Annotated in this window: 20 protein-coding genes; 1 reads left to right on the forward strand and 19 read right to left on the reverse strand. The window is 40.0% G+C overall.

The annotated features are described in order from the left end of the window. Positions 1–17 precede the first annotated feature (17 nt). The 7 genes from NST80_RS06060 to NST80_RS06090 all read right to left on the reverse strand — a co-directional run bounded on the left by NST80_RS06060 (position 18) and on the right by NST80_RS06090 (position 9,304). Positions 18–3,128: a DNA polymerase III subunit alpha gene (locus NST80_RS06060; RefSeq protein ID WP_118171969.1), complete on the reverse strand. Its 3,111-nt coding sequence runs from the start codon at positions 3,126–3,128 to the stop codon at positions 18–20. Between the two features lie 214 nt (positions 3,129–3,342). Then, the gene (gene leuD, locus NST80_RS06065) at positions 3,343–3,933 is read right to left on the reverse strand and encodes a 3-isopropylmalate dehydratase small subunit (protein ID WP_002884116.1); all 591 of its coding nucleotides are present in this window, start codon (positions 3,931–3,933) and stop codon (positions 3,343–3,345) included. An 11-nt stretch (positions 3,934–3,944) separates the two neighbouring features. Further along, positions 3,945–5,336: a 3-isopropylmalate dehydratase large subunit gene (leuC, locus tag NST80_RS06070; RefSeq protein ID WP_013990716.1), complete on the reverse strand. Its 1,392-nt coding sequence runs from the start codon at positions 5,334–5,336 to the stop codon at positions 3,945–3,947. A 30-nt stretch (positions 5,337–5,366) separates the two neighbouring features. Beyond that, a complete protein-coding gene (locus tag NST80_RS06075; protein ID WP_064520722.1) occupies positions 5,367–5,648 on the reverse strand; it encodes a DUF1294 domain-containing protein in 282 nt (93 codons plus the stop codon). A gap of 4 nt (positions 5,649–5,652) precedes the next feature. Continuing rightward, positions 5,653–6,690 (reverse strand): 3-isopropylmalate dehydrogenase, encoded by a 1,038-nt coding sequence (gene leuB / locus NST80_RS06080; RefSeq protein WP_002884071.1) that lies wholly within the window; start codon positions 6,688–6,690, stop codon positions 5,653–5,655. An 18-nt stretch (positions 6,691–6,708) separates the two neighbouring features. After that, entirely contained in the window at positions 6,709–8,265 is a 1,557-nt protein-coding gene (locus NST80_RS06085; protein WP_004182645.1) for a 2-isopropylmalate synthase, read from the reverse strand. 346 nt (positions 8,266–8,611) lie between these two features. After that, the gene (locus tag NST80_RS06090) at positions 8,612–9,304 is read right to left on the reverse strand and encodes a phosphoglycerate mutase (protein WP_004182646.1); all 693 of its coding nucleotides are present in this window, start codon (positions 9,302–9,304) and stop codon (positions 8,612–8,614) included. A gap of 255 nt (positions 9,305–9,559) precedes the next feature. Between NST80_RS06090 and NST80_RS06095 the strand changes: the two genes are divergently transcribed. Then, entirely contained in the window at positions 9,560–10,495 is a 936-nt protein-coding gene (locus NST80_RS06095; protein WP_118171968.1) for a dihydroorotate oxidase, read from the forward strand. Positions 10,496–10,558: 63 nt separating this feature from the next. Here NST80_RS06095 and NST80_RS06100 read toward each other — a convergent pair whose 3' ends face one another. From NST80_RS06100 to NST80_RS06155, 12 genes are all read right to left on the reverse strand, one after another. Next, the gene (locus tag NST80_RS06100; RefSeq protein ID WP_118171967.1) at positions 10,559–10,759 is read right to left on the reverse strand and encodes a hypothetical protein; all 201 of its coding nucleotides are present in this window, start codon (positions 10,757–10,759) and stop codon (positions 10,559–10,561) included. A 59-nt stretch (positions 10,760–10,818) separates the two neighbouring features. Beyond that, on the reverse strand, positions 10,819–11,094 hold the full coding sequence (locus tag NST80_RS06105) for an HU family DNA-binding protein (protein ID WP_002884048.1): 276 nt from the start codon (positions 11,092–11,094) through the stop codon (positions 10,819–10,821). A 135-nt stretch (positions 11,095–11,229) separates the two neighbouring features. Then, entirely contained in the window at positions 11,230–11,802 is a 573-nt protein-coding gene (locus tag NST80_RS06110) for a YpmS family protein (protein ID WP_175060672.1), read from the reverse strand. Continuing rightward, positions 11,795–12,670, reverse strand: a complete 876-nt coding sequence (locus NST80_RS06115; protein ID WP_022496504.1) for an SGNH/GDSL hydrolase family protein — start codon at positions 12,668–12,670, stop codon at positions 11,795–11,797. The genes NST80_RS06110 and NST80_RS06115 overlap by 8 nt, the downstream gene beginning before the upstream one ends. Continuing rightward, entirely contained in the window at positions 12,663–13,499 is an 837-nt protein-coding gene (locus NST80_RS06120; RefSeq protein ID WP_175060673.1) for a DegV family protein, read from the reverse strand. The genes NST80_RS06115 and NST80_RS06120 overlap by 8 nt, the downstream gene beginning before the upstream one ends. A 69-nt stretch (positions 13,500–13,568) precedes the next feature. Beyond that, the gene (recN, locus tag NST80_RS06125; RefSeq protein ID WP_175060674.1) at positions 13,569–15,239 is read right to left on the reverse strand and encodes a DNA repair protein RecN; all 1,671 of its coding nucleotides are present in this window, start codon (positions 15,237–15,239) and stop codon (positions 13,569–13,571) included. 8 nt (positions 15,240–15,247) lie between these two features. Beyond that, entirely contained in the window at positions 15,248–15,694 is a 447-nt protein-coding gene (locus NST80_RS06130; RefSeq protein WP_004182652.1) for an ArgR family transcriptional regulator, read from the reverse strand. Beyond that, complete coding sequence (locus NST80_RS06135) at positions 15,681–16,508, reverse strand: TlyA family RNA methyltransferase (RefSeq protein WP_175060675.1); 828 nt, start codon at positions 16,506–16,508, stop codon at positions 15,681–15,683. Before NST80_RS06135 ends, NST80_RS06130 begins: the two co-directional genes overlap by 14 nt. Beyond that, positions 16,501–17,373 (reverse strand): polyprenyl synthetase family protein, encoded by an 873-nt coding sequence (locus NST80_RS06140; RefSeq protein ID WP_175060676.1) that lies wholly within the window; start codon positions 17,371–17,373, stop codon positions 16,501–16,503. Before NST80_RS06140 ends, NST80_RS06135 begins: the two co-directional genes overlap by 8 nt. After that, positions 17,373–17,588, reverse strand: a complete 216-nt coding sequence (locus tag NST80_RS06145; protein ID WP_002884058.1) for an exodeoxyribonuclease VII small subunit — start codon at positions 17,586–17,588, stop codon at positions 17,373–17,375. Before NST80_RS06145 ends, NST80_RS06140 begins: the two co-directional genes overlap by 1 nt. Beyond that, positions 17,578–18,906, reverse strand: coding sequence for an exodeoxyribonuclease VII large subunit (gene xseA / locus NST80_RS06150; RefSeq protein WP_175060677.1), 1,329 nt, complete (start codon positions 18,904–18,906; stop codon positions 17,578–17,580). The genes NST80_RS06145 and xseA overlap by 11 nt, the downstream gene beginning before the upstream one ends. Positions 18,907–19,092: 186 nt before the next feature. Further along, positions 19,093–19,854 (reverse strand): hypothetical protein, encoded by a 762-nt coding sequence (locus NST80_RS06155; RefSeq protein ID WP_175060678.1) that lies wholly within the window; start codon positions 19,852–19,854, stop codon positions 19,093–19,095. Between the last annotated feature and the right edge of the window lie 12 nt (positions 19,855–19,866).

Below are 19,866 nucleotides of genomic sequence, written 5' to 3' on the forward strand. Positions count from 1 at the left end.
GATTTATTGTTTTTTTTTTATCGTAAAACCGTTTTCAACACATAAGGTGCTAATTCCTGATTAAGTTCCTCGTTCTTGGCTACTCTATATCTTTGACTAACGATGGTTTCCTTACTTCCTTGATAACGAATAATGACAGGGATGTTTCCAGGATACTTAGCTAAGATTTGAGAAACTTCTAAGTCCTTATCATGATTCTCAAGTAGAATCCAGAAACGCTCCGTACTAGCTTCCTCCATGTTGGACAAAATTAATTGAATGCGTCCATCACGCTCCTGGGTCCGCCCATCAAGATAGAAGAGACCACCTTCACTCAACTTATCCTTATGATAGAAATAAGTTTCTGGGAATAGGGTAACATCAAGTTTATTGATCCCATCAGTGACGTTCAGAAAGGCCATCTGATCACCTTTTTTAGTTCTGATAATTCGAACGGACTCTAGCTGAACCAACACCGTCGCCTTAGTATTAACAGTCAAATCAGAAATTGCTTGATAGGGACGAGAGGCCATTTTTTGAGCTAGGTGTAGAGGATGGGGGCTAAGCCCAACTCCTAGTAACTCCTGTTCTAAATTATAACGATCCGTCTGGCTATAGTCTTCATAATCAACCCAAGAATAAGAGGACTCTGCAAACAAACTTCCTAACTCATTGACAAAAGTAAAGAGGTTGTTTAAATTGCCAATGATTTTCTGACGGTTTGGTTCAAAAATATCAAACAAACCAATCTGGATAAGAGGTGTCAAAATATCGACTTTCTGATATTTGCTTGGAATACGCGTCAAGAAATCTTCTATAGAAATATACTTTCCATTTTGCTTACGATCCTCAATAATCCAAAGGGCAAAATCTCTTGGCAAGCCTTTGATAGTCTTAAGGCCTAATACGATCTTGCCATCTGAAATCTTGTCCAGATAGGGAATCCTATTAATATCGAGGCTAGCTAGGGAGAAGCCATTTTCAATTGCATCCTTAATGTAATCACTTGACGAATAATTTAACATGACGTCATAGAATATCTGTGGGTAGTGCGTTTTGAAATAGGCTAACTGAAAGGCTAAAGCTGAGTAGGCATAGGCATGACTTCTATTAAAACCATAACCTGCAAACTTAGCCATCATACTAAAGAGTCGTTCAGCAATCTGAGGGTCACGTCCTAACTGACGACTTCCTTCCATGAACTCCTTGGACATCTTGGACATTTCATTGGCATCTTTTTTAGACATCGCTCGACGAAGCAAATCGGCTTTTCCGAGTGTAAAGCCCGCAAATACTTGGGCAATCTGCATAACCTGTTCCTGATAGAGCATGATGCCATAAGTAGGCTCAAGGATTGGCGCAACTACTAGATCAATGAGATCTACTTTTTCCTTACCATACTTACGAGCAATGAAATTATCTGTATAATCGCTAGCTCCAGGACGGTTAAGTGAGGTTGTCGCTACGACTTCTTCGAACTTAGCCGGTTTAATCCGTTTGAGAAGGTTTATAGCACCTGCCTGCTCAAACTGAAAAATCCCCTTAGTTTTACCCTTGGCAAAAAGTGCTAGGGTCTGTGAATCTTCCAAGTCAATGGATTTGATATCAATAGTGATGCCCTGCTCTTCTTCTAGCTTTTCCTTCATTTTTTGAACGAAGGTCAGATTACGGAGGCCCAAGAAATCCATCTTAAGCAAGCCATTGGCCTCGACTGCGGAGGCATCGTACTGAGTAACCATCATATCATCACCAGCTTTTAGCGGAATATGGTTGGTCAGGTCGTCATCACTCATCACTATACCAGCAGCATGGATTGAGGTCTGTCTTGGCTGGCCTTCAATAGCCTTAGCAATCTCAAAAGCCCTCTGAAATTCCTGTCTCTGATTAATCAGCTGTCTGAATGACATATTCTTCTCATAGACAGAGGTCAAATTATCACGAAAAGAAATCTTTTTACTTAGTTGGGACAGTTCAAATTCCTTAGCACCAAAACGTTTAAAAACATCTCGAATAGCCTGCTTGGCTCCAAAGGTTGAAAAGGTAACAATCTGAGCAGAGTGCTTACTACCATAACGGTCCCTAACATAATGAAGAAACTCGCTTCGATAGATATCAGGCAAGTCGATATCAATATCAGGCATGCTATAACGCTCTTCATTTAGGAAACGCTCGAAAAGCAAGTCATTTTTAACGGGATCAATTCCAGTAATATCAAGGACATAGGCCACCAAGCTTCCTGCAGCAGATCCACGTCCCATTCCCATATAATAACCACGGCTACGCCCAAAGCGTAATAAGTCCCAGACAATCAAGAAATAATCATCAAAGCCCATCTGATGAATGATAGACAATTCTTTGTCTAAACGTTCCTGATAAACTGCTGAGGTTAACTTTTTAGACTCCAATCCAGATTGAGCTAATTGACGTAATTGGTCAACAGCAGGCATATCTCGATTAAAACGTGGAAGCTTCAAATCCGTATCAAATTGATAAGTAATGTCTGAAACAAGTAGCTCCAAATTGTTCAAAGCCTCTGGGATATCACTATAGGCACTTTCCATTTCTTGAGGCGAAAAAAGAAGCTGATTCATAGGGCAAATAGAGGCCTCTGACAGGGAAACGTTTTGTGAGATGGCATGCAACATCTGAATCGTCGAGCGATCTGCATTCTCAAAATAACGCACTGTATGTAAGGGAACTACAGGATAATCAAACTCTTTGCCAGCATCTTCTGGTCTTACCCCAATGAAAACCTCTGAACCAAGAGTCATCCCTGGCTCCCAGTCTTCACTCGGAAGGATGAGGGCAATAGCATTTAGATAGTCCGAAAAAGCTGTAAATTCACGCTGTCCTGAGGAGAGTTCTGTTGCCAACTTCATCAAATTTTTATAGCCCTGATTATTTTTAGCTAACAGGCGAAAAGGAATTTTTCTACCCTCGTAAAATAGATTAGCTTCCATACCAATCAAAGGACGTAAACCGTTTCCACTTGCAAGCTGGGCAAAATGATAAGCAGCATAAAGATTATCACGATCCATCAAACCAAGGGCTTGATAGCCAAGCTCTTTGGCACGCGCAACGTAGCTGTTCAAATCTACGACACTATCCATGAAACTATAGACGGATTTTGTATCCAATTGTGCAAACATGAAGGCCTCCTTTCTATCTTTCTATTATAGCATACGCTACTAGTAAAAACGCCTCTACCATATTAACTGTTTCAAACAAAAAGAATGAGATAGAACAACATTTTTGATATTGTCCTTATCCCATTCTTTTAAGTGCTCATTATTTTTTTACTAACATATCGTTGCTTCTGATAGCAAGATTGAATATCAAAGCTTAGAGAAACAACTTAATCCCTTATTGCCAATATGATGGGCGTTGTTTTTCATAGGCAGCAATCAAATCTTCATATTGAAGAGTGATTCCAATATCGTCAAGCCCTTCAACCAATTTACGTTTCCACTCATGATCGATATCAAATGGAAACTCTCCTGCTGAAGATTTAATGACTTGGTTTGGAAGGTCAATCGTGATTTCCTCACCTGCAGGAAGAGCAGCCAATTTTTGACGTACTTCCAAGGGTTGAACGATTGGCAACATACCATTCTTCAATTCGTTGTTATAGTGGATATCTGAAAATGATCCAGCGATAACACAACGGAAACCGTAGTCTTCCAATGCCCATGCAGCGTGTTCACGAGATGACCCTGAACCAAAGTTATCACCAGTAACCAAAATAGTCGCATCGCGATACTCAGGTTTGTTGAAGACAAAATCAGGATTTTCTTCGTAGTCATCATTAAGATAACGCCATTCAAACATCAAATTCTTACCAAAGCCTTTTTTATCAACAGCTTTCAAGAATTGTTTGGGAATGAGTTGGTCCGTATCGATGTTATCATTCATCAAAGGTACTGATTTCCCTGTATAGACGGTAAATTTTTCCATTATCTTCTCCCTTATGCTTGAACTTCTGGCATATCGCGTACATCTACAAATTTACCAGCGATTGCTGCAGCTGCTGCCATTGCTGGACTACAAAGGTGAGTACGAGCTCCATATCCTTGACGTCCCTCGAAGTTACGGTTACTTGTAGATGCACAGTGAACGCCTTCTGGAACATGGTCTGGGTTCATACCAAGACACATTGAGCAACCTGGATCACGCCATTCAAATCCTGCATCCAAGAAAATTTTATCCAAACCAAGACGTTCAGCTTCTTTCTTAACTGGACGTGAACCTGGAACAACAATAGCTGTCAATGTCGGTGCGATATGTTTTCCTTTAACGAATTTAGCAGCTAACTCAAGGTCGCTAAGACGTGCGTTAGTACAAGAACCGATAAAGACATAGCCAAGATCGATATCTTTAGCATACTCGCCAGGCTTAACGTCCATATACTCGTAGGCACGTTCATCATTAAAGTCTTTGATTTCTGGGAATGGTTGATCAAACTCAACACCCATTTCAGGGTTAGTTCCCCATGTAACCATAGGTGCCAATTCTGAAACATCAATAGTGATTACTTTATCGTATTCAGCATCTGGATCTGAAACTAAAGTTTTCCAATCAGCTACTGCTTCTTCAAATTTCTCACCCTTAGGTGCGCATGGACGACCTTCTACATAGTCATAAGTTTTTTGGTCTGGATTCATAAGACCCATCTTAGCACCAAATTCAATAGACATGTTACAAATAGTCATGCGTTCATCCATTGAAAGGGCATCGATAGCTTCACCACAATATTCAACTGCGTATCCTACACCAGCATCAACGCCATAACGTGCAATAAGTGCAAGAATAAAGTCTTTTGAATAGACACCTGGCTGAGGTTTACCAACAAATTCAACCTTCATTTTCTTAGGTTTCACTTGCCACAAACATTGTGTCGCAAAGACATGTTCTACCTCAGATGTACCAATACCAAAGGCAATGGCACCAAAGGCACCGTGCGTAGCCGTATGACTATCCCCACAGACGACAAATTTACCGGGTTGACTACGACCTGTTTCAGGACCAACCATGTGGACAATCCCCTGACGAGCAGTACCGTGGGTAGCCGCATCAATACCAAATTCTTCGACGTTTTTCGCCAAAGTATCAATTTGGTTTTTAGAAATAAGGTCACGAATGTTAAAAATATCAACTGTAGGAACGTTGTGGTCTGTCGTACCGAAAGTTAGATCTGGGCGACGAACTTTACGTCCAGCATCACGAAGTCCTTGAAAGGCCTGTGGACTTGTAACCTCGTGAATATAATGCTGATCCACATACATCAATTGTGGTTCGCCCTCGTTTCCAGTAACGACATGGCGTTCCCAAAGTTTATCAAAAATTGATTTTCCGCTCATAAAATACTCCAAATATAATCTAAGGATTAGCTAATCCGAAAGTCTTGTTAGAATAAGGTATAAAAGAACGACATCAATAACAATGCCTATAAGCCAACATAGCTTAAAATACCATTTGTTAATTTTATGTCTAAAAAGTTTTCCACCTAGAAAGGCACCAATACCACCGAAAATCAGAGTCTGTAATAATAATGCCCTCTCAGAAATCCGTCTTTTATGTTGAATGGCCTTACTTTTATCAAGTCCATAAGCACATAAAACAAGGAGATTCCATACCAACAAAACACTTAGTAACACTAGTTTTAGTGTCATGAGTTTAGAGATTGCTAATAATAGCTGCTGTCATTTCAGCAGTCGAAGCCTGACCACCCAAATCACGTGTCAAGATGCCTTGGTTCAAGGTCTTATCAACAGCATTTTCAATCAATTCTGCCCCTTCAGTTTCATTGAAACTTTCACGCAACATCATCGCTACTGATAAAATCATTGAAATTGGGTTGGCAATACCTTGACCAGCGATGTCTGGTGCTGAACCATGGATTGGTTCATAAAGACTCGGACCATTTTCAGAATGACTGGCAGATGGCATAACACCTAAAGTTCCTGGAAGGACACTTGATTCATCAGACAAGATATCTCCAAAAAGGTTCTCTGTCACAACCACGTCAAAACGAGCTGGATTGGTAATCATAATCATTGCGGCACTATCAACGAGTTGGTGTTCAAGAGTTACATCTGGGAACTCCAAAGAAACTTCATCAGCAATCTTACGCCACAATTTAGAAGTTGCCAAGACATTTTGTTTATCAATGCTAGTGACCTTTTTGCCACGACCTTGGGCAATCTTGAAAGCACGACGCATGATACGACGAATCTCATCTGCTGAATAATCATTGATATCACGAGCCTTATCTTCTTCGAGAATATGCTCACCAAAGTAAATCCCACCTGTAAGCTCACGAACAACGACAAAATCTACGCCCTCGATACGCTCTGGTTTAAGAGGTGACAAGTGTTTCAAAGCATCAAAGATGCGGACAGGACGGATATTAGCAAAGAGATTCAACTCTTTACGAATGGCCAAAAGTCCTTGTTCAGGACGTACTGGCGCATTGTCATATTTAGGTCCACCAATTGCAGCCAAGAGGATAGCATCTGCTGATTTAGCAGCATCCAAAGTTGACTTAGGAAGTGGATGACCTTCGGCATCAATACCAGCACCACCAAATGGTTTAGCATCAATGTCATAATCAAATCCAATTTTTGAAGCTACTTTTTCAAGAACTTCAAGACCCGCTGCCATAATCTCAGGTCCAATTCCATCACCTGAAAGTGTTACAATTTTCTTTGTCATGTTTAAATCCTCTTTGGCTTATGGAAGGTCACGATAAGAAACCTTACGTGCCATCTCACCAGCATTTTCTTTTTGAACCAATGTATTAGCATTGATATAGGCAATTGCTGATGCTTTCAAAACATCAAAGTCCAAACCAGATGCATTGAAAATAGTATCTGTATCTACATTTTCAACAGTTACAAGTACACGCGCTTGCGCATCAATACCATCAGTTACAGCGTCAATATTATAAGAAGTCAAGCGAACTGTTTGGTTGAAGAATTTATCAATAGCATTGAAAATAGCTTCAACTGACCCTTGTCCATTGGCCAAAAATTCTACAGATTCACCGTCTTCATTAGCCAAGCTTACTGTAGCAGTGATTGTTTCATCAGCATTAGTAGTCAAGCGAAGATCTTCGAAGTGGAAACCTTCTGGATTATCTACACTAGTACCAGCAACAAGGGCACGAATGTCTGCATCTGTGATATCATGTTTTTTCCCAGCCAAGACTTTAAATTTGGCAAAGAGTGGTTTGATATCTTCTTCAACAAAGTCAAGCTCAAGTTCTTTCAATTTTTCAACAAAGGCATGACGTCCTGACAATTTACCAAGAGGAAGACTGTTACTCTTCACACCTACCAATTCTGGTGTGAAGATTTCATAAGTTTGTGGGTTCTTAAGAACACCATCTTGGTGGATACCTGATTCATGAGAGAAGGCATTTCCACCAACAACAGCTTTATTTTTAGGAACAGGAATTCCAGAGAAGCGAGAAACAAGCTCTGAAGTATTCATTGTTTCATTAAGAACAATATCACTTGTTGCTTGGAAAAAGTCTTCACGAATTTTCAAAGCGACAGCTACTTCTTCAAGAGCAACATTACCCGCACGCTCACCAATACCGTTGACTGTTCCCTGAACACGTCCAGCACCATGTTTAATTGCTGTCAAAGTATTTGCAGTTGCCATACCGAGGTCATCGTGACAGTGAACACCAAAGACAACTTTATGGTCTGATTTAATATTTTCAGTCAAGTGATCAAAAATACGTGCAAACTCTTCTGGAGTCGTAAAGCCAACTGTATCAGGAATATTAATATATGAGGCACCAGCATCAACTGCTGTTTGAACAACTTCAGTCAAGAAATCAAGCTCAGTACGAGTAGCATCTTCAGGAGAAAACTCAACAACTTCAAATTTTGAACGTGCATATGACACATGTTCTTTTACAGCTTCAAGAATTTCTTCTTTTGATTTCTTCAATTTAAACTCACGGTGAATAGGACTTGTCGCGATAAAGACATGAATTTGTGGATACTTAGCATCTTTCAAAGCTTCATAACAAGCATCAATATCAGATTTTACTGAACGAGCCAAGCCAGTAACAGAAGTTGTTGTCATAGCTTCTGCAATTTGTTTTACTGCTTCAAATGAATCTGGGCTAGCTGCAGGGAAACCAGCTTCAATTACAGAAATTCCCCATTTTTCAAGTTGCTTAGCAATAGCAACTTTTTCTTTGATTGAGAAGTTAACACCAGGTGTTTGTTCCCCATCACGAAGACTTGTATCAAAAAATTCAACTTTACGCATAGACAATCCTCTTTCTAAAAGTAAAAACGATAGTAGTAAAAAAACATCTCACTCGGAAACCCAAGCGAGATGTTTTTATCTCCCGCTTGGTAAGCCAAACAGGACTAATGCTTTTGCACTAGCCCTCATTACGCAATAGCAAAACTGTTGTAGTTGCGAATGTCATTTGACTCATTTCCTTTCGATGTATCTTGGTTAATATGATACATCTTTCCAACTTGAAAGTCAAGGAAAAAATACTGAATTGACTGACTTTTCTGACCACTATTTACAATTTTTTTCAGGAAAAGAAAAAAGCTGGCTTAAACCAACTTTTTCTTTATTATTGATAACTACTTATCTCAGCTTATTTTCCGAGGTAGTATTCGTTAACAACGTTCAATTTATCGTCAAATTCGAATACCAATGGTGGGAAGTTTGGAATTTCAACATCCATGATTTCGTCATCTGACAATTGTTTGATGTGTTTAACAAGGGCACGGATTGAGTTACCGTGTGCACCTACGAATACGTTTTTACCATCTTTAAGAGCTGGAGCGATTTTATCTTCCCAGAATGGAAGGGCACGTTCCAAAGTAACTTTCAAGTTTTCAGCATCTGGAATTACTGAATCGTCAAGTGAAGCGTAACGACGGTCAGTGTGTGCTGAGTGCTCATCATCACGATCCATTGCTGGAGGCAATACATCGTATGAACGACGCCAAATGTGAACTTGCTCATCACCAAATTGTTCAGCAGCTTCTGCTTTGTTTTTACCAGTCAAACCACCGTAGTGACGTTCGTTCAAGCGCCATGATTTTTCAACTGGAACCCAAAGTTGGTCAGATGCTTCAAGAGCCAAGTTAGTTGTTTTGATCGCACGTTTCAATACTGAAGTGTATGCTTGGTCAAATTCGATACCAGCTTCTTTGATCAATTTACCAGCGTCGATAGCTTGTTGAGTACCTTTTTCAGAAAGATCTACGTCAGCCCAACCTGTGAAAAGGTTAGCTTTGTTCCATTCAGACTCACCGTGGCGAGCGAAAACCAATTTTACCATTAGTTATGTCTCCTTTTTATTTTGGGTTATACCCATTTACTCTATCTATTCTACCCAAAAAACCTTGAAAAAGCTAGCAAAATCCAAAAAATTCTGTAAAATTCTACTGCATCCTGTCAGTCTCAAAAGCGAGGGTATTAGAAATTCACTTTAGATGCTTTTGCATATCCAACATTTCCTTGTTTTAGGCCTCTTTTCATGCTAAAATGAGATGAAATAGTAACATTTTGCTTTGTGATCTTTAAGGAGGATCTTATGGTTTCTACTGCTACAAAAGTTGGTCAGTTTACATTTTCTAACTGTCTTATGAATGCCGCTGGTGTTCATTGTATGACTAAGGAAGAATTGGCAGAGGTTGAGGCTTCAGCTGCAGGCTCATTTGTCACAAAAACAGGGACACTTGAAGCCCGCCCTGGTAATCCTGAACCACGTTATGTTAATGTACCTCTTGGGTCAATCAACTCAATGGGCTTGCCAAATAACGGTTTTGAATACTACCTTGACTATGTGATTGAATTGCAAAAGCAACCCAATACCAAAAATCATTTCCTTTCACTAGTTGGTCTCTCACCTGAAGAAACCCACACGATTCTCAAAAAAGTTCAAGAAAGCGACTATGAAGGACTTGTTGAACTCAACCTCTCATGCCCTAACGTTCCTGGTAAACCTCAAATTGCCTATGATTTTGAAACCACTACTGAGATTCTAACTGAAGTATTTTCTTACTTTACAAAGCCTCTTGGGGTGAAATTACCGCCTTACTTTGATATTGTGCACTTTGACCAAGCTGCCACCGTATTCAACCAATTCCCTCTTGTCTTTGTTAACTGTGTCAACTCAATTGGTAATGGACTTTATATTGAAGATGAATCTGTCGTCATCAAACCTAAGAATGGTTTTGGTGGTATTGGTGGTGATTATATCAAACCTACTGCCTTGGCAAATGTTCATGCTTTTTACCAACGTTTGAAACCTGAAATCCAAATTATTGGTACCGGAGGTGTTAAATCTGGTCGCGATGCTTTTGAACACATCCTTTGTGGCGCAAGCATGGTACAGATTGGTACTGCCCTTCAAAAAGAAGGTGTGGCTGTCTTTGACCGTATCACAAAAGAACTTAAAGAAATCATGGAAGAAAAGGGATATGAAACCCTTGAAGACTTCCGTGGCAAACTGCACTACATTGACTAGAATACAAAAGAGTTTGGAAAATCTTCCAAACTCTTTTTGCTTTGTTTGATGATGATTCTCTTGTTAAACAAGACCATCATCGTCACGTTCATCCCAGTCTGCAAAAGGATCCTTGCCCTCTTTTTCAGCCTGAAGACGTTTCTGACGAGCTTCTTCTATTTGTTTCTCACTTGGCTTCATCAGTTTACTAATAGCAACAATACCTGATAGTTTTATAACTGTAAAAACCAAAAGAAAAATTAATACCACTGTTATGGTTTTCATAGTTTTCCTTATATATTTTCGTATAAATCAAAACCCCTAAATGCTTAGGGGTTTTAAGATTATTTAACTGCGTCTTTAAGAGCTTTACCAGCTTTAAATGCAGGAACTTTAGAAGCTGCGATTGAGATAGCTTCACCAGTTTGTGGGTTACGACCTTGACGAGCAGCGCGTTCGCGTACTTCAAAGTTACCGAAACCAATCAATTGTACTTTTTCACCTGCAGCAAGGAATTCTTCGATAGAAGCGAAAACTGCATCTACAGCTGCTGCTGAATCTTTTTTAGTAAGCTCAGTTGCTTCTGCAACTTTAGCGATCAAATCTTGTTTGTTAGCCATTGTAACAATCCTCCAATTTATTTCTAAGCGAATAGTTTTTTAGCGCTTGAACAAGTATTATCTTATCCTAAAAGGCCTATGAGGTCAAGTAATAAACGCTAATTTAATCGCTTTTTTGCAAAAAGTAAAGGCTTTTTAATTTATTGTCTTATAGATGTCAAATTCGATACGGTCATTAACCAAATCAAGGCTTTGAGCACGTGCTGTTATCCCCTTCTCATTCTTCATAGACTGAATATTTAGGGTAACTTTTCCCTTCTTACTATCGATGGCGATGTAATCAGGAAGGTTGGTTGAACGTTTAATCATCTTAAGGGCATCTGACACAGGAAGTTTCAAGGTTCCAGCTGAAAGCTCCGAAACTTGCAGCACAATTGCTCCTGATTCACTAACAACTGGCGTAAAGTAAACATAAAGAGGAACAGGATGGCCTAAAACCTTATAGCTACTTTCAAAGACAATTCTAGAATTGGTAACCTTGACCTTGAAACGCATCTTATCAGTAGAATAGTCCTGGGCAAAGCCTGTAAGAGCAGCATCAAGCTCCTCCTTAGTCATGCTATACTTTCCAATTTTAGTCGCTCCCTTAGGTAGGGATACAGAACTGGTCGTCTCTACTGGTGTCATTATTCTAAAGGCTACAACACTTACTAAGGCTAGATTTAAGGCTAAAAGGCCTAAAAATAACCACTTCCATATCTTACTCACCGGACCACTCCTTCTTTGTTTGGTTAATACGTTTCAAAATGGCATCTGACATAATTTGATAACCTGTATTATTTGGATGAAAATGATCATCCTCAAAAAGAGCATCATTCAGGCTATCTTGAGAAGATTTACTAGATTGAGACGAATCATCAGAGCTTGTAACACCGCCCTTACCGTCAATTCCCTTATAAAGCAAATCATTTACAGGAACAAAATACACATTATCGTACTTCTTGCACACTTCTTCAGTAGATTGGTTCCAATTATCTACAATAGTTTGCATTTCTGTCATCTCTGGAAAATTAAGATAAAAAGGATTGTAAATACCAACAATATAAATTGGCAATGTTTTATTATCCTTACGAGCTAGCTCAATAATCTGTCCTAATCTCTTTTGATAGGCCTGAGCAGGCTTAGTAAAGGTGTCTACATTAAGATTAGTGATATTGTCCTTAATGACATGGATTACATCATTACCACCAACTGTCAGAGTCATCACTTTAGCCTTTTTGAGATCTCTTTGAATATCCTTCTTTTCTTGCATTCTCTTGAGAATTTGATTGCTCGTATTTCCTGCGATACCATAGTTGCGAGAAGTCACTTGCCAGTCAAAATCTGACTCTAAGGCCTGAGACAAAACAGGAACAAAGCCCCCTTGATTACTACTATCACCTACACCTTGCGTAAGGGAATCACCGATAGCAACATAGGTGACCTTTTCATTTTTAATAGATTTGATTTTTTCTGCAATTTTTGATGACTGATGCGTACTAGGAACTACAAAAATGAAGAGACCGACAAATAAAAGAAAAAGCAAGAAGAAGCCTAGGAGGCTTCTAACTAATTCTGATTCTTTCCACTTATTCATAACGAACCATTACGGCAAAGGCGCCTTCACCAGTGTGCGTTTGAATGATGGAACCAGTCTCAAGGATTGAAATTGGAGCGCCCAAAACCCCAAGTTTTTCAGCCATTTCATGTGCAAAATCAGGTGTCCCTGCATAAGAAATACCAATCTCTGCCACTTTGCGGTCCTTGATACTATCAATATAAGAATCCAACCATTTCGTGAATGTCTTAGCACCACGACCCTTCGCAATGGTATTTAACTGATAGTCTTTCAACTCCATAATGACACGGATATTGAGCAATGAAGATAGTAGACCTGTTACACGTCCAATACGACCACCTTTGACAAGATTCTCAAGGGTAGACACACCGATATGAAGTTCAGATTTACTTTTTACTTCTTCCACACGTGCTACAATCTCATCAAGACTTGCTCCTGCTTCAGCTAGTTTAGCTGCTTCAACAACCTGAAACTTGAGACACTGATCTGTAAAGCCTGAATCGATGACGGTTACATCTGCTCCTGAAAGGCTAGCTCCTTGACGTGAGGCTTCACATGTCCCAGAGAGTGTGTGCATGATGTGAATAGCCACAATCTGTTCCGCACCTTCTTTGACAAGCTTTTCATATGTCTCAGCAAACAAACCTACTGGTGGTTGGCTTGTCTTTGGTAACTCTTTACTATGCTTCATCATATCCAAGAAACGACCTTCTTCTCGAAGATCACTATCTGAATAGATGACACCGTCCACCATAACCGACAATGGAACAACAGTGATATTATATTTTTCAACCAATTCTGGTTCAATCGTAATTGACGAATCGGTTACAATTCTGATTTTACTCATATTTTTCTCGCTTAACACAAATTTTTATTCTATTATAGCATGACTGGAAAACTTTTCCCAAGTCTTTTTCTAAAGAGAGTCATCCACCTTTAACAAGGCTCTTGCTTGGCTCAAGGCAGCCTCCGTCACATTATCACCTGCTAACATCTTAGCGATTTCTTGCACCCTTTCCTCAGGTGTCAAGAGACGAACACGAGAGACAGTCGTCTCATTATCGCTTTCCTTAGAAATAAAGAACTGATAATCAGCAATGGCAATAACTTGTGGAAGGTGACTGATGGCCAAAACCTGACCATGACTCCCAATCTTATGAATTTTCTGAGCGATGGCTTGGGCAACACGACCTGAAACGCCAGTATCAACCTCATCAAAGACGATACTTGTTTTATCTTCTTTGCGGGCAAAGGCTGACTTAATCGCTAACATGAGTCGAGATAATTCTCCTCCTGAAGCAACCTTAACAAGCGGTTTAAAGCCTTCACCTGGATTGGTTGAGATGTAAAACTCAACCTGCTCATTGCCATCACGGTTAAATTTCCCTTTAGTAAAGGTAACTTTAAAATCAGCCTTATCCATGTAAAGGTCGCATAACTCGTTCTTAATCTCAGCTTCAAGGGCTGTAGCAATTTGATGGCGTGCCGTTTGTAGGGTCTCTGCAGATGCAAGCAGGTCTTTTTCAAGTTGCTTAAGCTCTTGTTCCATGGCATCTGACGAGCTGGAATTGCCAGTCAAAAGATTGTACTCTTTACTTGAATTTTCCAGATAATCTAGGACGTCATCAACAGTTCCACCATATTTACGAGTAATTGCATTAATCGTATCTAAGCGGTGTTCAATCTCTTGCAAACGCCCAGCATCAAAATCCAAATTATCCAAAAGGTCACCAAGTTGCTTAGTGACATCTTCAAGAACATAATAGGCTTCTGATAGATTTCCAGAGAGTTCTTTGTAATCAGAGTCATACTCTTCAAGAGACTGGAGGTCGTTCATAGCAGAACGGACATTTGAAAGGCTTGAAAAATCTTCATTATCCAGCATGACATAGGCATTGGTTAAGGTATCCGCAATCTGCTTATGGTTAAGAAGCTTGTCTCGCTCCTTCATCAATGCCAAATCTTCTCCTGATTTTAGAGAGACTGCTTCAATTTCTGCAATCTGAAAAGCTAGCATTTCAATTCGAGCCTTATGCTCCTGCTCATTTTTCTGCTTTTCAAGAACGGCTTTTCTTAACTCACGATAGCGGTCAAAATACACTTGGTATTCTTTCTTAGTTTGGAAAAATTCCTTGTCACCAAAGGCATCAAGCATGGTAATATGCAGAGCAGGTTTCATAAGTTCTTCCTGGTCATGCTGTCCATGGATATCTACCAAGAAGTGCCCAACAGCTTTAAGCGTCGTTAAATTGACCATCTGTCCATTGATACGACTAACACTTCTACCATTTTGGAAGATTTCACGACGGATAATCAATTCATCCTCGACAGGAATCCCATTATCTTCCAAGATACTAACCAAGGAAGGATTTTGTTCGATTGAAAAGAAGCCTTGAATTTCAGCCTTAGATGCTGAATGACGGACGACTTCACTAGAAGCACGTGCGCCCAACATAAGATTCATAGCATCTATAATAATGGACTTACCAGCACCTGTTTCACCAGTAAGGACGGTCATACCATTCTCAAAGTTTAGAGAAATCTCTTCAATAATTGCGAAATTCTTTATCGTAATTTCGAGAAGCATAGGCCCTCCTATTCTTCAACCCACTTAATGATTTGCCCCTGTAGTTCGATAGCTGCCAACTCTGACTGAGCTACCAAAAAGAGGGTATCATCGTCAGCAATGACACTAAAAATCAAATGCTTGTACTCATCCAAAAGAATCTTCTTGATGAGGCGGCTTGTCCCAGGTTGAACAACGATATTCATAAAGGCATGTTGACGATCAACACGCAACAAGCGACGGGTCACAACAGAAGTTCCACCCACTCGTCTAGGAGCAGTTGAGAGCCCATAGATGTATGAACCGTCTTCAGTTGGTACCTTGGTAATACCAATTTCATTGATATCACGCGATACGGTCGCTTGAGTAGCCTTTAATCCCTCATTTTGGAGTAATTTTACCAATTCTCCCTGAGTCGTAATTTTATTTTCTTGGACAATCTTTCGGATTAACTCCAAACGATCATTCTTCTTCATTCTTTTTAAACTCCTTATGTGCTTGTGCTACAACGTCCTTAATAGAGGTTTGAGCATCATTTTGAGGAGAACTTGTCTTCTCCAAGTGTGCGAGAAACTCAATGTTACCATGACCACCTTGGATAGGTGAAAAGTCCAGTCCCTTAACTGAAAAGCCATAGTCAACCGCAAAAGCTGTCACTGTTTCTAACACTTTTTCATGGACACTGCTCTCACGGACAATCCCGTTTTTCCCAATTTGTTCACGGCCCGCCTCAAATTGTGGTTTCACAAGAGCAACTACTTGCCCTCCATCAACCAATATCTTAGCTAAGGCCGGTAGAATCAGATTAAGAGAGATGAAGCTGACATCAATTGATGCAAAAGATGGTAATCCTTCAGTAAAATCAACAGGTTCAGCATAACGGAAATTATATTGCTCCATGGAACGAACACGCTCATCTTGACGCAATTTCCAAACCAACTGATTGGTACCGACATCCACAGCATAAACCAGTTTAGCCCCATTTTGAAGCATAACATCAGTAAACCCACCTGTTGAAGCTCCGATATCGATGGTCGTCATGCCTTCAACTGACAGATTGAATACTTCCAAAGCTTTTTCAAGTTTGAGTCCTCCACGGCTCGCATACTTGAGTTTTTCTCCTTTAAGCTTCAACTCTGTACCGTCGTCGATTTTTTCACCGGGTTTATCGTAACGTTCACCATTGATAACATTAACAACTAAACCAGCCATAACGCCACGTTTAGCTTGTTCTCGTGTTTCAAAAAGGCCTTGTTTATAAGCCAAGACGTCTACTCTTTCCTTAGGCATGGAGTCGTAACCTTTCTATGATTTCTATAATACTGTCTTTCTTGAAACCTTGAGTCTCAGCTAGATTTTGGAAAATAGCCTCCGCTTTATTAAGTGATTCCTCGAGGATAGCATGTGATTTTTCAAGACCAAGCAGAGCCGGATAAGTCGATTTTCCAGCAACTACATCTTTTCCAGGTGTCTTCCCAAGTTCTTCGAAATCAGCAGTCACATCCAAAATATCATCACGTACTTGAAAGGCAAGACCAATCAAGCGACCAGCTTCTTGAAGGTTTTCCAAGACCTGTTGATCTTTTTGAGCAACAATACCAGCCGCCACAAAAGGAAAGGTTAAAAGCTTACCTGTCTTATGCTCATGAATCTTAGCCAGTTGCGATAAATCAAGTTCCTGACCTTCACCCTTCATATCCAGCATCTGACCACCTACCATACCGAAGGTTCCTGAGGAATGAGACAATGCTTGAATCAATTGAACTCGAATTTCTGCAGATAGCTCTGTTTGTGCCAGGAGGTCAAAGGGATCCAAAAAGAGAGAATCTCCAGCCAAGATTGCCGTTGCTTCATCAAATTTCTTATGGTTGGTTAAACGTCCTCGACGGTAATCATCATCGTCCATGGCCGGCAGATCATCGTGAATCAAACTTCCAGTATGAATCATTTCAAGACTTGCTGCGACATCGAAATGACTAGGAGTAAGCTCTAAACCAAATCCTTCAAGTAAATCTAAGAAAATCAGTGGACGAATACGCTTGCCTCCACTATCAACTGAATAAAGGATGGCAGTGATTAAATCACTTGATACAGAAAGATTCTTTTTTTGGTAGTAATCACGGATAGCCGCATCAATTTTATTTAGCTTGCTCATTAGGCATCCATTTCCGTTTCTGTACCATCTGCTTGCATAACCTTAACCAGTGTCTTTTCAGCATCTTCCAAGGTCTTCTGCAAATCTTTAGACAAGGCCATACCTTTTTGGAACTCAGCAATAGCATCCTCAAGAGCAACATCACCTGTTTCGAGCTTAGTGACGATGGCTTCTAAGTCCTGTAAATTTTCCTCAAATGTTTTTTTAGTTGACATTTTTCACCTCTACTTCTAGTTCTCCATCTCTCATTTGGACGGTTAATTGATCACCTTCGGTAATATTCTTGGTACTTGTTAAAGGTTTATCATCTTTCTTGACAATGGCATAGCCCCTTGCAACAATACGACTAGTATCTAGAGACAATAAGGCATCCTGTGCCTTTTCTAATCTCACACGCTTACCATTAATGGTATTCTTGGTTGTAGTCACCAATAAACGTTGCAAAGACTCTCGACGGTCTTGGTAGTTCTGAACACTAGTCAGAAGATTTAAGCCTTGTAATCGTTGTCTCAAAAGTTCCGCTTCTTTTTGTTTGCGTGCGAAATCTTGACTCATGAAGGTTTCAAGCCTTGTTGTTAGTCGATCCAACTTTTGTAGATAACCATCGTAAAGGCGTTCAGGTTGCCTAAAGACAACAGATTGTGACAATTTGGCCAAGCGTTCCTGGTTATATTGTATACGTCTCAAACAGGCTTGATAGGCTCTATTTTGTCTTTCACGAATCCAAACCAAGGTATCAGCCTTTGATACCGGAGTCGCAAGTTCTGCCGCTGCTGTAGGCGTAGCAGCTCTACGATCTGCAACAAAGTCAGCCAAAGTTGTATCTGTTTCGTGACCAACACTTGAAATCACAGGTAGACGACTCTCAAAAATCGACTGAACCACAATTTCCTCGTTAAAAGCCCAAAGATCTTCAATAGAACCTCCACCTCGACCAACGATAAGTAAATCTAGGCCATCCCTTTGATTGGCTTTTTGGATATTTTCAGCAATTTCCTGTGCAGCTCCTTCACCTTGAACCTTGGTTGGGAAAAGTAAGATTTCTACCCCAGGAAAACGACGACTAACAGTCGTAATAATATCTCGAATAACCGCACCACTAGGACTAGTAACAACTCCAATTTTTTTGACAAAATTAGGCAGAGCTTGCTTATGACAATCATCAAAGTAGCCTTCTGCAGTCAATTTTTTACGAAGCTGTTCAAACTGGATGGCCAAAGCCCCAATACCATCAGGCTCAGCCTTCTCGATAATAATGGAATAAGAACCACTAGGTTCATAAATCTGGACCCGACCAACGACATTGATCTTCATCCCTTCTTCGAGTTCAAAACCAAGCTTTTTGAAAACCCCAGCCCAAATCGTCGCCTGAATAACAGCCCCTTCATCCTTTAGTGAAAAATATTGGTGACTCGGGCGTCGACGGAAATTGGAAACCTGTCCCGTCAAATATACCCTCTCAAGATAAGGATCACGGTCAAATTTCATTTTCAAATATTTGGTTAAGGATGTGACCGATAAATAGTCTGACACGACAACTCTCCTTTATTTAAGCTATCCTTGAAAACCTGAAGACATTAAAAAAGTTCTGCAGAACTATCATCCCCAAATCTTCTCAGTCGGCTTTTTAATTGTATACACGATTACTTAAAATTATACCAAAAAAGACTGTCAAAAGACAGTCTCAACCACCATTGTCAGGTGTTTTATATGGTTTCATTAATCGGTTGTATATTTTTTTGAAACAACGTCCCAAGAATCGCTTGAACCGTCAATACCACCATAAGCTTCGAGTTGTCCCTTCTTGTCCACACGGAAAAGAAGAACATCATTACCATAGGCATCATAAAGTTGAGCATAAACTAGGTTATCATCATCATCCGTCCATGAATAGACATTCCAACCTAAGTTTTTATAATTTTCTCCTGTTGACCCTTGTTCTTTAGCATAAGTAGAAACTACCCAGTCTTCTAACTGTTGGTCAGACAAGGATGAGGTATCAACTTGAGAGGATTGGTTATCAGATGATGCTGCTGCTTGTTCCTTACTTTTAGCTAACTGACCATTTTTCCATGGATTTGTTACACTCTCTTTTTGGTTATTACTATACCACATCAAGGTAACCACAGGAATAACCACTGCAAGTACTGCAACAACTCCAATTACCCATCTAATGATATTAGGATCTTTGAGTTTATCAAAACTCGTAACTTTTCTTCCCTTTGTAGTTTCATTTTTACGACGTCTAAATTCGCTCACAGCTTTTTCCTCTTTTTCTTGAAAGTAGTCCCTTTTTTTCTTTTCCTCTTGTTCCAAGAGTTTTTGCACTTCCCTACGACCCTGCGGATCACTCGTTTGAGCCAATGAAATCTGCAACTGAAAAATACGATTATCCAAAGCTTGCTCATATTCTTTGGCTGCTTCTCTATCACCATTATCAGCTAAGGCTCTCAGATACTCTTCATTACTGAATTCAGCCATTCACTATATCGC

It is taken from the genome of Streptococcus sp. FSL K6-1323, assembly GCF_038630745.1.
In the GTDB taxonomy this organism is placed as follows: Bacteria; Bacillota; Bacilli; order Lactobacillales; family Streptococcaceae; genus Streptococcus; species Streptococcus salivarius_D.